General features: G+C 70.1%; 12 protein-coding genes and 2 tRNA genes. 5 read left to right on the top strand and 9 right to left on the bottom strand.

Annotated features, from left to right (window positions below):
- Positions 1-45: 45 nt before the first annotated feature.
- The 4 genes from LZ017_RS01240 (at position 46) to LZ017_RS01225 (ending at position 2,951) form a co-directional block, all read left to right on the top strand.
- A complete protein-coding gene (locus tag LZ017_RS01240; protein ID WP_241298237.1) occupies positions 46-2,244 on the top strand; it encodes a TonB-dependent siderophore receptor in 2,199 nt (732 codons plus the stop codon).
- Between the two features lie 74 nt (positions 2,245-2,318).
- Positions 2,319-2,394 (top strand) — tRNA-Asn (locus LZ017_RS01235).
- Between the two features lie 56 nt (positions 2,395-2,450).
- A tRNA-Asn gene (locus tag LZ017_RS01230) sits at positions 2,451-2,526 on the top strand.
- A gap of 77 nt (positions 2,527-2,603) precedes the next feature.
- Positions 2,604-2,951 carry a zinc ribbon domain-containing protein YjdM gene (locus LZ017_RS01225; RefSeq protein WP_241298235.1) on the top strand — a complete coding sequence of 116 codons (348 nt, stop codon included), beginning with the start codon at positions 2,604-2,606 and terminating at the stop codon, positions 2,949-2,951.
- Between the two features lie 21 nt (positions 2,952-2,972).
- Here LZ017_RS01225 and LZ017_RS01220 read toward each other — a convergent pair whose 3' ends face one another.
- From LZ017_RS01220 to LZ017_RS01180, 9 genes are all read right to left on the bottom strand, one after another.
- On the bottom strand, positions 2,973-3,608 hold the full coding sequence (locus tag LZ017_RS01220; protein ID WP_241298233.1) for a DJ-1/PfpI family protein: 636 nt from the start codon (positions 3,606-3,608) through the stop codon (positions 2,973-2,975).
- A gap of 324 nt (positions 3,609-3,932) precedes the next feature.
- Entirely contained in the window at positions 3,933-4,604 is a 672-nt protein-coding gene (locus LZ017_RS01215; protein WP_241298231.1) for a response regulator transcription factor, read from the bottom strand.
- Positions 4,601-6,388 carry a PhnD/SsuA/transferrin family substrate-binding protein gene (locus LZ017_RS01210; protein WP_241298229.1) on the bottom strand — a complete coding sequence of 596 codons (1,788 nt, stop codon included), beginning with the start codon at positions 6,386-6,388 and terminating at the stop codon, positions 4,601-4,603. The genes LZ017_RS01215 and LZ017_RS01210 overlap by 4 nt, the downstream gene beginning before the upstream one ends.
- A 94-nt stretch (positions 6,389-6,482) precedes the next feature.
- Positions 6,483-8,489, bottom strand: a complete 2,007-nt coding sequence (locus LZ017_RS01205; protein ID WP_241298684.1) for a c-type cytochrome — start codon at positions 8,487-8,489, stop codon at positions 6,483-6,485.
- A gap of 178 nt (positions 8,490-8,667) precedes the next feature.
- On the bottom strand, positions 8,668-9,123 hold the full coding sequence (locus LZ017_RS01200; protein ID WP_241298227.1) for a hypothetical protein: 456 nt from the start codon (positions 9,121-9,123) through the stop codon (positions 8,668-8,670).
- The gene (locus tag LZ017_RS01195; protein ID WP_241298225.1) at positions 9,116-9,751 is read right to left on the bottom strand and encodes a GrpB family protein; all 636 of its coding nucleotides are present in this window, start codon (positions 9,749-9,751) and stop codon (positions 9,116-9,118) included. The genes LZ017_RS01200 and LZ017_RS01195 overlap by 8 nt, the downstream gene beginning before the upstream one ends.
- Positions 9,748-11,490 carry a LeoA/HP0731 family dynamin-like GTPase gene (locus tag LZ017_RS01190; protein ID WP_241298223.1) on the bottom strand — a complete coding sequence of 581 codons (1,743 nt, stop codon included), beginning with the start codon at positions 11,488-11,490 and terminating at the stop codon, positions 9,748-9,750. The genes LZ017_RS01195 and LZ017_RS01190 overlap by 4 nt, the downstream gene beginning before the upstream one ends.
- Positions 11,462-13,102 carry a hypothetical protein gene (locus LZ017_RS01185; RefSeq protein ID WP_241298221.1) on the bottom strand — a complete coding sequence of 547 codons (1,641 nt, stop codon included), beginning with the start codon at positions 13,100-13,102 and terminating at the stop codon, positions 11,462-11,464. The genes LZ017_RS01190 and LZ017_RS01185 overlap by 29 nt, the downstream gene beginning before the upstream one ends.
- Positions 13,103-13,147: 45 nt before the next feature.
- The gene (locus LZ017_RS01180; RefSeq protein ID WP_241298219.1) at positions 13,148-13,714 is read right to left on the bottom strand and encodes a hypothetical protein; all 567 of its coding nucleotides are present in this window, start codon (positions 13,712-13,714) and stop codon (positions 13,148-13,150) included.
- Between the two features lie 245 nt (positions 13,715-13,959).
- Here LZ017_RS01180 and LZ017_RS01175 point away from each other — a divergent pair, with 245 nt between their 5' ends.
- On the top strand, positions 13,960-14,295 hold the full coding sequence (locus LZ017_RS01175; protein ID WP_241298217.1) for a hypothetical protein: 336 nt from the start codon (positions 13,960-13,962) through the stop codon (positions 14,293-14,295).
- Positions 14,296-14,306: the final 11 nt, after the last annotated feature.

Below are 14,306 nucleotides of genomic sequence, written 5' to 3'. Positions count from 1 at the left end.
CGTCATGGCCCGTGTCGACCCTGCCAGTGCACGCAGTCCGACACGATGGCCATCCACAAGAATCCCCAAGCCCTCCCCGCCGCCCAGGCCCTGCCCTTCGCGCTGAGCCTGATCGCCGCCGCCGCCCTGGCGCTGCCCGCGCAGGCGCAGACGGCCGCCTCGCCTGCCCAGACGTCCAGCAACGCACTGCCCGCCGTGACCGTGTCCGGCAGCAGCAGCGCGCCGGTGACGGTGGGCGGCTTCGGCGACCTGCCGGTGGCCAAGCTGCCGCTTCAGGCCCAGGTGATCTCCAACGACCTGCTCAACGACCTGGGCATCGAAGCCACCTCCGGCCTGACCCGGCTGGACGCCAGCGTCGGCGATGCCTACAACTCGCTGGGCTATGTCTCCTACCTGAAGGTGCGCGGCTACGACCTGGACAACCGCTTCAACTATCGCCGCGACGGCCTGCCCATCAACGCCGAAACCGCGCTGCTGATGGCCAACAAGGGCAGCCTGGAGCTGCTCAAGGGCACCAGCGGCATCCAGGCCGGCACCAGCGCGCCGGGCGGGCTGGTGAACTATGTGGTGAAGCGGCCCACCGGTGACCTCACCACGCTCTCGCTGGGCGCCAGCGAGCGCGGCACGGTGCAGGCCGCGCTGGACTGGAGTCGCCGCCTGGGCGACGCCAAGCAGTTCGGCCTGCGCGTCAACGCCATGGCCGCCCATCTGGACCCCGAGCTGCGCGACGCCAAGGGTCAGCGCCGCCTGCTCGCCGTGGCCGGCGACTGGCGCGCCAGCCCCGAGCTGCTGGTGGAGGCCGAGCTGGAGCTGTCGCACCAGCACCAGCCCAGCCAGCCCGGCTTCAGCCTGCTGGGCAACCGCCTGCCCGACGCCCGCGCGATCGACCCGCGCACCAACCTCAACAACCAGGACTGGTCACAGCCCGTGGCCTTTGACGGCCAGACCGCCTCGCTGCGCGTGACGCGCCAGCTCGGCGCCGACTGGAGCGCCCGCGCCCACCTGATGACGCAGCGCCTGGTGACCGACGACCGCCTGGCCTACCCCTTCGGCTGCACCGAATCGGCCGACATCTACTGGCCCAGCAGCTACTGCCCCAACGGCAACTTCGACCTGGCCGACTTCCGCAGCGAGAACGAACGCCGCCGCAGCGACGCCGCCGAACTGTCCGTGCAGGGCCGCTTCGCCACCGCCGGGCTGCAGCACCAGCTGGGCGCCGGCCTGCTGCTGACGCGCTTCAAGAGCCGCTTCCAGGGCCAGGCCTACAACGCCGTGGGCACCGGCAACATCAGCGGCCTGCCGCGCCTGCCCGCCGACCCCACGCTGAACGACGCCAACACCAACCGCGACGAGCGCAGCACCGAGCTCTTCCTGCGCGACGCCATACAGATCGGTACCCAATGGCAGGCCTGGCTGGGCCTGCGCCACACCCGGCTGCAGCGTGAGAGCGTGCGCGTGAACACCAGCGACCTGCGCGCCACCGACTACCGCCAGTCCCTCACCACGCCCTGGCTGGGGCTGAGCTATGCCATCAACCCGCAGCTGATGGCCTATGCCAGCTGGGGCGAAGGCATCCAGTCCGAAGTGGCGCCCAACCGTCCCCGCTACAGCAACGCCGGCCAGCCGCTGCCCGCGCTGCGCAGCCGCCAGTGGGAAGTGGGCCTGAAGTCCGGCAGCAAGACCGTGGACTGGTCCGTCAACTGGTTCGACATCAGTCAACCGGCCTGGCGCGACGTCGGCCCCTGCAACAGCACCCCCGGCAGCTGCGAGCGCCGCATCGACGGCACCCAGGACCACCAGGGGCTGGAAGCGCAGGCCGATTTCAAGTGGAGCGGCGGCGGCCTGCTGGCCAGCGCCATGCAGCTCAAGGCGCGCCGCAACGGCTCGGCCGACCCCGCGCTGAACGGCCTGCGCCCGGCCAACGTGCCGCAGAGCGCCGTCAAGCTGCAGGCGCGCCAGTCGCTGCCCCAGCTGCCGGGCCTGCAGCTGATGGCCGGCCTGGCCTACGAAGGCCGGCGCGCCGTGCTGCCCGACAACAGCCTCTTCATCCCCTCGTGGACCCGGCTGGACCTGGGCGCCCGCTACGAACTGCAGCTGGGCCGCCAGCTCGCCGTGCTGCGCGTGGGCGTGGACAACGCCACCAACCGCCGCGCCTGGAAGGAGTCGCCCTACCAGTACGAGCACGTCTACCTCTACCCCATGGCGCCGCGCACCTGGCGCGCCTCGCTGGAATGGGTGCTCTGACGACGCCGTGACCGACTCGGACCGGTCACCTCTTGCCGAGCTGTCAAAAACTGTTCTATACTCTTAGGCTCTGATCCCCGATAGCTCAGTCGGTAGAGCGCCGGACTGTTAATCCGTAGGTCCCTGGTTCGAGCCCAGGTCGGGGAGCCAAGATCAGCATCAAGACGCCCGGGTGCCACCGTATGCCCGGGCCGACATACAACGATTCCCCGATAGCTCAGTCGGTAGAGCGCCGGACTGTTAATCCGTAGGTCCCTGGTTCGAGCCCAGGTCGGGGAGCCAAATCAAGCCTCATTCGTGCAAGCGGATGGGGCTTTTTCTTTACCGGCCTCGCGGCCCATGCTCCAGGAGCCCGCCCCATGTCCACCCTGCCCGCCTGCCCCCAGTGCCAGTCCGCCTACACCTACGAGGACGGCAGCCAGCTGGTCTGCCCCGAATGCGGCCATGAATGGTCGCTGGCCCAGGGCGCGGACACCGCCGCGGCCGAGGAGGTGCGCGTCGTCAAGGACGCCGTCGGCAACCTGCTGCAGGACGGCGACACGGTCACGGTGATCAAGGACCTGAAGATCAAGGGCTCGTCCCTGGTCGTGAAGGTGGGCACCAAGGTCAAGAACATCCGCCTGGCCGAGGGCGACCACGACATCGACTGCAAGATCGACGGCATCGGCGCGATGGGGCTGAAGTCGGAGTTCGTGAAGAAGGTCTGACGCGGCGCCCCTCCACCGCGCTCAGCCAGCGGCAGCCGCGGCCGTGGCTGCCGGTCCTTCCGGCAGATAGCGCGCCACCTGCTGGAGCGCGCGCGCCACGTAGTCGTCCTTTTCGCCGACCGGCGCCACGTAGTGGATGGCGCTCTGGGCCGCGTCCAGGCCCTCCAGCCGCGCGATGGCCCAGGCGGCCAGGTATTGCGAGGCCAGGCAGCCGCCGGCCGTGGCCAGGTTGCCGCGGGCGAAGAAGGGCTGCGCCAGCACGCTGACGCCGGCCTCCTCCACCCAGGGCTTGGTGATGAGGTCGGTGCAGGCCGGCACGCCGTCCAGCAGGCCCAGCCTGGCCAGGACCAGCGTGCCCGAGCACTGCGCGCCCAGCAACTGGCGCGCCGGGTCCAGCCGCAGACGCGCCATCAGGCCGGCGTCGGCCACCACCTCGCGCGTCCGCATGCCACTGCCCACCAGCACCGCATCGGCCTCGCAGGCCTCCTCCAGCGTCGCCTGGGCCTCGACGACCACGCCATTCATCGAACGGATGCGCGCCGTCGGGCCGGCGATGGACACGCGCCAGCCGGGCCGCCGGACACGGTTCAGGATGCCTTGCGCGATGAACGAGTCGAGCTCGTTGAAGCCCTCGAAAGTCAGGATGGCGATATGCATGCGTGCTCCCTGCGCGAACCGGTTGATGGCCGGCATGGTAGGGCCTCGCGCCCGGGCATGCTTCCGGCGCGCCAAGCGGGCGCTGTTCCTCAGCGTGGCCGGCGCGTTCGCCGTTCTCGCGGGCCGGCCCGCGCTGCCGATCCCCGCCAGACAGGATAAGTTGGGTGGCGGGTCGAGCCGCAGACACTCAGCAGATACCCGTTGCCCGTCGGCAGGGGCCTGCCTCCAGTCCCATGCCCCCACTGCGGAGCGCCCGGGCCGCTCCTCAAGCGGCATCGGCTGCGTCGAGCCGACGGGTGAAACGACCTGGCGCCCGCGGCCCGCTCAGACCTTGCGGCCGCGGCCGCCATCGCTCCCAGACTCCGGCACCATGCGGGCCAGCTCGGGCAGGGAGCCGGCCTCCATCTTCACCATGATGGATGCGCGGTAGGCCTCCACGGTCTTCACCGAGAGGTCCAGCTCGTGGGCGATCACCTTGTTGATCTTGCCGGCCAGCACACCGTCCAGCACCTCCTGCTCGCGCCGGCTGAGCCGCGCCAGCCGGTCGGCGATGCCCAGCTCGCGCGCGCGGCTCGCCAGGCGGTCGCGCGAATGGCGCAGCGCCACGGCCACGGTGTCCAGCAGGTACTGCTCCTTGAAGGGCTTCTCGATGAAATCGAACGCGCCGGCCTTCAGCGCCTGCACCGCCATGGGCACGTCGCCATGCCCAGTCACGATCAGCAGCGGCAGCGGAAAGCGGCGCTCCTGCAGCTGGCGCTGCAGCTCCATGCCGCTCATGCCGGGCATGCGCACGTCCAGCACCACGGCGCCGGGCCTGAGCTGGTCGTCACCGGGCAGGTCGGCCAGGAAGCTCATGGCGTCGGCATAGGTGCGCGCCGCCAGCCCGATGGACGCGAACAGGAAGGCCATGGAACGGCGCATGGCCTCGTCGTCGTCCACGATCAGGATCAGGGGCGACGGGTCTTCTTCCTTCTCGGCGCGCTGGCCTCTCATCATGGTTCCTCGTCATGCACCGGCAGGCCGAAGCGCAGGGTCACGCCGCCGCCGGGTTCGTTCTTGGCCCACAGGTGCCCGCCATGGCTTTCGACAATGGTGCGGCAGATGGACAGGCCCAGCCCCAGGCCCTGGGGCTTGGTGGTGAAAAAGGCATCGAACAGCTGCGCTTCGACCTCGGGGCTGAGCCCGCTGCCATGGTCGCGCACGGCCACCTCCACCATGCCGCCGGCCAGGCGGGTGGACACCTGGATGCCCTGCGCCTTGCGCGCGCCTTCGGCCATCGCATCCAGCGCGTTCTGCAGCAGGTTCAGCAGCACCTGTTCGATCTCCAACGAGTCGGCCGCCACGCGCGGCAGCCGCTCGGCCAGCGCCAGGGACACGGGCACGCCGTTGAGCTGGGCCTGGCCGTCGAAGAGTTGCAGCGTCTCGCGCACGAGCTCGTTGAGGTCCAGCCGCTCCAGCCGGACCTCGCGCCGGCGCACAAAGCCGCGGATGCGCCGGATGATGGCGCCCGCGCGCTCGGCCTGGCCGGCGATGCCGCGCGCGCCGTCGCGGATGAAAGCGGTGTCGGGCCGGCCGGCGTCGATGACGCGGGTGATGCCTTCGGCATAGTTGGCGATGGCCGCCAGCGGCTGGTTGAGTTCGTGCGCGATGTTGGAGGCCATCTCGCCGAGGATGCCCAGGCGCGAGAACTGGTCGCGCTCTTCGCGGTGCTGGCGCGCGACCCGCTCGGCCGCCTCGCGGCCCTCGATCGCGCGGGTCAGCTCGGCGGTGCGGCGCCGTACCAGCACCTCCACACGCACCGCGTGGAAGACCCACCAGAGGATGGCGACCGAGGCCACGGCCAGCCATGGCCAATGCTCGCGCGCAAAGCCGGCCACGGTGGTGTGGGCCAGATGGGCGTAGGGACCGATCTTGAGATCGCGGAACAGCGCATGGACGTCGGAATAGTCCTGCGGCGCGGTCCACGCGCGGCCGTCCGCCGGGGCCATGGTCAGCAGGCTGGCGGTGACGGACTTGGCCAGCAGCGGCGACGTGCTGGCGAGCCGGGCCAACGGCCAGTCGGGATAGAGCCGCGAAGAGCTGCGGCAGGCACCGGGCTGCACCGGCGCCCGCTCCCCCACGACGGCGAACTCATCCGCGCGCACGCGGCCGGCGGCAATCTCTTCTTCAAGCATGCAACTGCGCAGCACGCCGGCATCGGCCTGGCCGTCGCGCAGGCTCTGGATCACGGTCTGCATCGGAAAACCCGTCTCGCGCAGCTGCGCGAGGTCCGCGGGCGACACCCCCGCCGCCTTCAGCTCGCGCCAGATCACGCGCCAGCCGCCAAAGGCCTCGCGCGAGACCACCGCCACGCGGCGTCCGCGCAGCTCGCGCAGCTGGGTCGGGTGGCCGGGCAGTCGGCGCACGATGACGGTGGAGCCCACGGTGCTGGCCGAGACCCCGGGGTCGGCGGCGCGCTCCAGCGTGGCCAGGCGCACCAGGCCCACGCGGGCCTCCAGCTCGACATAGTCGCCCGGGTTGGTGATGACGAAGTCCACCGCGCGGGCGCGCGCAGCGCGCTCGATGCCGGCCGGATCCAGCGGCAGCATCTCGAAGCGGTGCTCGGGCAGCCGGGCGCGCAGGTGCGCCAGCGTGGGCTCGAAGTCCTGGGCCGCGCGCTCGGCGCCCTGGTAGGCCAGCACGGCGATGCGGACATCGACCGCCCGGGCGGCGCCTGCGGCCAGCAGGGCCAGCGGGCCGAGCAGCAGGCAGAACAGCAAAAGGGGCCAGCGACGGATCACGGGCGCAACCCTAACACCGACGGGCCCCGGTCCGCGCGAGAACCGGGGCCCGGAGGCTGGGCGGGCCGGGCGCGGCCCGGCCCGAGGTGGACGCTCAGTAGCGGGCATCCCGGGGCTTGGGATCCTTGGGCCAGTCCTTGACCTTGTCGGGGAAGTCCGGCCGCGGCTGGTGGGCGAAGTACTCGGCCACGTCGACCGCGTCCTGGTCAGACAGCCCGCCCTGGCCCAGCGGGAACTTCTCGTGGAAGCCGATGGGCATGTTGCGCTTGACGAAGGCCGCGGCCGTGTAGGTGCGCGCCATGCCGGCGCCGATGTTGAAGGACTGGTCGCCCCACAGCGGCGGATAGACGCTGCGGCCGGCCGCGTCCTTCAGGCCCTCGCCGTTCTGGCCGTGGCAGACCGCGCACTGGGCCGCGTAGACCTTCTGGCCGTTCTCGACATTGGGCACGATGTTGGGGTCGATCTTGCCGACGCCGCGCCCGGCCACCTTGTCTTCCTTGCGGGTGTGGCCCTTCATCCAGTCGAAGTAGACCACCATGGCCTTCATGTCCTCCGAATCCACGGGCAGCGGCTTGCCGTTCATGGAGCGGCGGAAGCAGCCGTTGATGCGGTCCTCCAGCGTGATCACCTTGCCGGCGCGCGGCGCGTACGACGGGAAGAAGGCCGAGACGCCGACATAGGGCGAGCCGTCGGCGACCGTGCCGGCGTTCAGGTGGCAGGAGGCGCAGTTCAGCTGGTTGCCCACATGCTTGGGCAGCAGCTGCTGGGTTTCGGCGTTCAGCCGCATGCCGCGCACCAGCTGATCGGCGTGCGGCTCGTTGAGCAGCTTGGCCAGGCGGGGCGTCTCGAAGGGCGATTTGTCGATCTTGGGGTCCAGGCTCTTGCGGGCGGCCGCCACGTCGGCCGCCGCCACCGGGCCGGCGCCCTGCCCCCAGCTTTCGCGCACGAAGCTCAGGATCTCGGCGATCTCGGCGTCGCCGAGGCGGGCGAAGGCGGGCATGGTGTAGACGCGCGGATGGGCCCCGGTGGCCGCGGTCTTCCAGCCGGTCAGCGTGATGTGGATCAGCGTCGCGGGGTCCTTGGCGGCCACCGTCGGATTGCCGGCCAGCCCCGGGAACACGCCCTTCACGCCGCTGCCGGTCGGCCGATGGCAGTCGGTGCAGAACTGGGTGTAGCCCAGGCCGCCCGCGCTGGTGTAGAGCTTGGGGGGCGGCTCGAGCGCGGCCGACGCGGCCGCCGCCGGCGGCACGGCCGCGGGCTGGTCGCTGGGCAGCGACTTCAGGTAGGTGGCGATGGCCACCAGGTCGGGCCTGTCGATGTGCTGCGTGGAATGCAGGATCACGTCGGTCATGCTGCCCGACGCGGTGGCGAAGCGGTTCTGCCCGGTCTTGAGCATCTCCACCGTGTCGTCCACGGTCCAGAGGCCGCGCAGGTTCACCGCGTTCCAGTGCTCCACCTGCGCGCCGGAGAGGAACTGCCGCCCGCCGGTGCCCTGCTCGCTCATCGCCAGCTCCTGGAAGCCCACGCCGCGTGGGGTGTGGCAGGCGCCGCAGTGGCCCAGCCCCTGCACCAGGTAGGCGCCGCGGTTCCAGACCGCGTCCTGGCGCGGATCGGGCACGAAGCGCGTCTTGTCGGCGAACACCGCGTCCCAGTAGGCCAGGCCCCAGCGCTGGTTGAAGGGGAAGTTCATCGCCAAGGGCGGGTTGGGCTGGGCCACCGGCTTCACGCCCTGGCGCAGGTAGGCCCACAACGCGGCCATGTCCTCGTCGCTCATCTTGGCGTAGGACGGATAGGGCATGGCGGGATAGAGCCGGTGCCCGTCGGCGGCCACGCCCCGGCGCATCGCGCGGTCGAAGGCCGCATAGCTCCAGCCACCGATGCCGTGCTGGGCATCGGGGGTGATGTTGGTCGAGTAGATCGTGCCGAAGGGTGTCTCCAGCGCCCGGCCACCGGCCATCGGCGCGCCGCCCTGGGCGGTGTGGCAGGCCACGCAGTCGCCCAGCTGGGCCACGTAGCGGCCCTTTTCCACCGTGGCGGCCGGCGCCGCGCCTTCAGCGAAGCCGGGCGTCCGGCCCGCCTCCAGCGCCGGCGGCACCGCCATCCAACCAGCCAGACCGGCCAGCGCGAGCCCCAGGCCCGCCACCGCTACCACCCCACGGCGATTCAGCCGCCACCGCTTGTTTGCCATCTCAAAACCCTAAAACTCTTAAGGACTTTGGGCAGTTTAGTTTTGGGCTTCGCGGCTGCCGACCCAGGCTTGTTCGGGTCAAAACAAGGGTTTACCCGGTATGCGGTGGCGCCTGGTCGTCGATGAGCTCCAGCAGCTCTTGAGCACTCTGTGAACGGGCGTCGTTCCCCGCGCACAGCCGCAGCACCTGCGGGCGCAGGGCCTGCACGGCGGCCTGCAGCGTCGGCTGCACGGGAACGCCATCCTGCCACTCGTGGCCAGGCTGGGGCACGAAGGAACCGCTCAGGTCGATCAGCGCCTCCATCACCGCGCGCTGCGTCCAGAAGCCGCCGTCCGTCAGCAGCCGCGCCAGTTCCGCCAGCGTGGACAGCACGACGGGATAAAAGCTGCCCGCGTGGTTGTCGCCCACGGCCCAGAGGAATTGGTCGTAGGCCTCCAGCGCGCTGGCTTCGTCGTCCGCGGACTCGAGCTTGCGCAGCGCCTGCGCGACGCTGTCGGCGCTGTTCCAGTCGGGCTCGGGCCCGGGCAGTGGCGCTCGATCAGTCATGGACACTTGGGGCCAGCCAGCCACGGGCGGCGAAGATGCGCCGATAGATGTCGCGGACCACCGCCTCCTTGCGCTGGTTGTAGGCCTGCGCCGTGTCGACTCCCACCCGGGCGCGCTGCTTGGCCTCCGCATAGCGTTCGCGCTCCTCGGGGTGCTCCCGCAGCCAGTCACGGAAGAGCAGGTGGCGGACATGCTCGGGACATCGGCGGCCGAACACATGGACGTGGGCGCGCGGGGCCTCTAGCCGGAGCATGCGATGCCCATACCAGGACCGCTCGCGCACTGTCAGCACATAGCCCAGCGACTGCAAGGCCGGTAGGTAGGCGTCCTCGTCGTCGGGGTCCTCGACAATCAGGTCGATGTCGATCACCGGTTTGGCGGCCAGTCCGGGCACAGCGGTCGATCCCACGTGCTCGATGGCCCGCGCGCGTTCCGACAGCGCGGCGGCCAGGGCCTGCCCCAGTTCGCGGAATGTGCTCAGCCAGCTGGGGTCATGGGGCTGCACCTCGATAGATTCCACGCGGGGCCGACCGAGTACCCAGGGGTTCTCGGTCGGGTCGCCCAGCTCGAAGCGGGTGATCTCGGCTGCCGTTGGCCACGGCTCGCGTGTCGTATCCATGCCCGTCATGGGCGGGGATCGAGCTCGGATGGGGCGCCCTCCGGCAACGCCAGCCGGCTCAGGCGCTGCTGCAGCGCCTGGACGCGGTCGGTGCTCTGGCGGATCTGCGCCGCGCTCTCGCCCATGCGCTGCACGATCTGTTCCAGCGGCTTCAGGCCGGGAGCGAAGAACTCGAACATCTTCGCGTCGTCGCCGAGCAGGTCGTACAGATCCTTGAAGGCGCCTCGGATCAGCTCCGTGAACGACAGCTTGATCTGGGCGAGCCGCTGCTCCTGCTCGTGCGCCTTGTAGGACTGGTAGCCGTCGGCGCCCAGCTGGATCAGCAGGCCCACGGGGCCCGACCACTTGGAGATCGCGCCGGCCAGCTTGCTGGCCTCCCAGGGCTTGAACTTGATGACCAGGCCGGTCACCTTGGCCAGCACGTCGCGCGCGGCGAAGATGCTTTGCTTGATCAGCGCCGGGTTGAGCTGAGAGACGCCCTTGAGCGCGCCGCTGACGGCGCGCACACCCTTCTGCCCCATGGCCTCCAGGAAGCTCTCGCCCACGTCCAGCTGGCGTTCGATGTCCAACGAGATGCGCCGGGTGACGGCCGAGGACTGGTCGAAGAAGCGGTCCACCGCGCCCTTGATCTGCAGGCGCAGCTTGTAGCCCACGTCGTCCTCGCTGTGACCAATCTCCTCGTCGACAAAGGCCTGCAGGTCCTCCAGCGACAGCGGGCGCAGGCGGCCGAGCAGGCGCTTCTCCAGCGCCATCAGCTCGCGCACCAGCTCACCGGCCAGGCGCTTGACCTCGGCGCGGCCCTGCGCGAGATCCTCGCGGATGCGCTCGGATTCCTCGCGGTTGAGCTGCTCGTAGGCGGCCAGCTCGCGCAGTTCCGCGTCGGCCTGCGCCAGCTTGCGGCCAACCAGATCGCGCACCACATCCAGCCCGGTCTTGGCGCGCAGCACCGCGGGCACGTTGGCCTGCAGCACCTGCTGGGTTTGACGCTTGAGTTCGCCAATGCGCGAGCGGCTCTCGTAGGTCGGCAGCTTGTCGAACCAGAACGGCAGACCGCGACCATTGGGGTTGGCGGCGATGCAGACCACGTGGAGCTGCGCCAGCTCCTCGGGCGACAGGTGGGCGAGGCGCTGCAGCTTGCCCTTGAGGTTGGCGGTCTTGATGGCGGCCTGCTCGTCGAACAGGACCGCGTCGGTGAGCTCGGTCACCTCGTCCATCTTGTTGATCACGAACACGGTGGACGAGAGCTTGTTCAGGTCGCGCAGGATCCAGCGGGCGATGTCGCCATGACTGTCCTTGAGTGGATTGGTCGCGTCGACCACGTAGAGGATGAGGTGGGCCTCGGAGATGTAGCGCTTGGTCAGGTCCTCGTACATCACCGCGCGGCCGTCGATCTCGCGCGCCTTGTCGCCGAACAGCCCCGGCGTGTCGACGATCTCGCAGCGGCCGGGAAGACCCTGGGGCTGGTAAATCGCCAGGCGGTCGGAGGACTCGTCCATGTCGATCTTCATGTCGGCCATCACCTGGCCCAGCCAGGCGGCGATGACGCTGGTCTTGCCGTCCGAGAAGGCGCCCAGCAGCGCGATGCGCAGCACGTCCTCGTCCACCGCGCGCAGCGCGGCGGCGACCTTGTCCAGGTCGGCCTGCACCTCCACGCCGGTCTCGCCCAGCTCCGCGAGCAGGGCCTGCAGCTCCTGCAGCGCGGCGATGGCGCGGCGCTTGTCAATGTCGAATTGGCTGAAGGGTTCCATGGGGCATCCTGTCCAGTTGCTTGAGTATCTTGTTCATGTTGGCGATCTGCGCGCGCACGATCTCCTGCGGCAGGACCAGGCGCTGCTGCAGCGCGTCGACCTCGGCCAGCACGCCCTGGCGCAGCGCCTGGCGCAATGGCTTCATCAGCTGGCCGCGGACCTCCCCGCCCAACTCTTGCAGGGCTTCGCCGCGCAGCTGTTCCAGCCGCTCCTGCACCTGGGCCTGGGCCCGGCGCACGCGCTTCTCGCGGCTGACGAAGAGCTGCATGACGCTGACCAGCGCGCCGAGCACCGCGCCGATCGCGGCCCCGATCGCCGCGCCCGGCAGGCCGCCGAAGGGCGAGCCGATGGTGGCGCCCGTGGCGGCATAGGAGCCGATGTTCAGCGCGATGGATCCCAGGCCCGGCTTCATGTCCAGCGCGACGGGCTGGTAGCCCAGCTCGCGCGCCTCGATCTCGCAGACCTCCAGCGACTGGAGCTCGAAGCGCTGGACATCCTGCACCAGCCGCTTCATTGCCTGCCTCAGGCCCTGCCGCAGGCCGGCGAGGTGCTCGCCCTGGTTGTCGCGCAACTGCTGGGCGAGCGCGGCCTGCCGGGATTCGAAGGCCCGCTGGATCTCGCGCTGGATGCGGTCGTTGTCGCCGAAGTGCGACTCGACGATCTCGTTCGCGGTGCTGGCGAGCTCGTTGAAGAACTCGTTCCACAGATTGCCGCGCCCCGCCACCACCAGGCGCTCGAAACTCTTCAGCGCCTCGGCGATGGCGGCGCGGCAGGTCTCGAACTGCGGGTCCACCTTGGCCATGAAGGCGCGGTGCTCCTTCTGCAGCTGCTTCAGGATCTCCAGGTTCTCGGCCAGCAGCTCGCGGACCTTGGTCTTGTTGCTTTCGACGATGTCCTGCTGGAAGGTCTGCAGCTTGCCATGCAGCACCTGCGCGATCGCGCCGATCTCGCTGAACTCGAACATCGCCCGTGGCGTGCCGAAGTGCTTGAGGCAGTGGCGCTGCTGGCGCACCAGGTCGTGTTCGCGCGACGGGTGGATGGTCGTCAGGCCGGTGTCCGGGTCCATGGCCAGCGAGCAAAAGGCCAGCAGGCCCTGCACGCAATGCCCGCCCAGCAGCACCCGCTCGCCCAGCACCGACTCCAGCACGCCCAGGGTCTGGCGCAGCGCGTTGCGGGCGCCGCTCTGGTGTTGCAGGGATTCGCGGTCTTCGTCGAACTCATAGGCATCGGCGTTGCCGCGCAGGTTGACGATGGCGTAGACCTGGGTGCCGCTGCGCAGATAGGCGCCGATGCGCTCGGCCGTGGCCTTCTCCGGCTTCTTGTTGGTGCCGTTGACGTAGAACACCAGGTGGGCCTTGGCCACCGCCTCGCGCACCAGGGGCGCGTAGCGCTGCTCGTCGCCCTCGATGCCGGGCACGTCGATCAGCTGGAAGCAGCGGCCCTCGTGCGTCAGCGGATAGACGGTGTTGCCCTGGGTGAAGTCGGCCACGCCGGTGCCGATGATGCGACCGTCGACGCGGCGGACCTGCTGGCGCTGGCGCGCCAGTTGCACGGCCGCCTGCTGCAGCGCGGGCAGCGCGTGGTCGAGCAGGTCCGACAGCGGATCCGGCATGGCCGCGGCGCGGCCGGCGGCGGAAGAAGACGCCCCGGCGCCCATTCAGCGCCCCAGCAGCCAGAAGACGGCGGCGCACAGCGCCGCGCCGGCGCACGCGCCCAGCGCGGCCGCCCGCCATTGCATGCGCCGCCGGCGCGCGCGATCTTCCCGCCCGAGGATGCGCGCCAGCGCCTCGGCGCGCTGGTGCAGCTCCGTCAGCTCGGCGCCGTACTGGGCATAGAGCCGGCCCAGCCCGTCGCGCAAGGTCGCCGCATGGTCGGCCAGCGCCTGCTCGTACCGATCCAGGTCATGGCCCTGGGCCTGCAGCAGCTGCTGGCGCGAGTCCTCGCGGAACAGGATGCGCAGCGATTCGATCAGCGTGCTCTTGCCGGCATTGGTCTCGCCAAAGAACGCCATCGTGAAGCGGTCCCATTCGGCCTGCTCCCCCAGCAGGTCCAGCTCCTGGTTGAAGCGCGCCTGGATGACTTGCAGCCGCGCCATCATGGCGCCGAGTTCCTGTTTGCCTTGCGGGTGCTCGACCTCGATCCCGCCGATCTCGGCAATCGCGGCCGCGATGCTTTGCGCCACGTCGGCATACAAGCGGTTGAATTCCTGCCCTGCTGAGTTCAAAGACCTGCGCTCCCTGGAACCACCCCGGCGACCCCGGCCGGTGATTCTCGATTCTGCGCGCCGCGGCGGCGCCGGATTTCACGCCGCGCGCAGCGCATCTGCCAATCTGATCACGCTCGGCGCGTGCCGCTGTGCGCAGACCGTTCGCGGCCCTCGCGCCCGAGAGACGCGGCCCATCACCCCCTTGGGGGAAATTCCGCACAAACCCTGATCCGTCCGCGCGGCGCCACGGCGAGACTGCCGCGATGACGACGAATCTGCCGCGCGGCACGCTGCCGCATCCGCACCCCTTCCTGCAACGCATCCGCAGCAACAGCGCCTATCCCACCTTCCGTGTCATGGTGAGCGTGTTCACCGGCCTGGGCTATCTGAGCGCCGTTGGCGCGGCGCTGGGCCTGGGCAGCCTGCTTTCCAGCACCAGCGGCTATGGCGTGCTGGGCTATGCCGGCGGTGTGCTGCTGGGCCTGGTGGTGGCCGTGCTCACGCGCGTCGCGAAGGAGATGGCGCTGATGATGGCCGACGTCGCCGACTCGGCCATCACCATGGGCGATCTCTGGAGCCGCAACCAGGGCAGGCCCTGAGGCCGGATCAC

Source organism: Pelomonas sp. CA6 (genome assembly GCF_022549225.1).
Classification (GTDB): domain Bacteria; phylum Pseudomonadota; class Gammaproteobacteria; order Burkholderiales; family Burkholderiaceae_C; genus Roseateles.
Note: the sequence above shows the minus strand (reverse complement) of the source record. Positions and strands in the feature narration are given on the sequence as shown.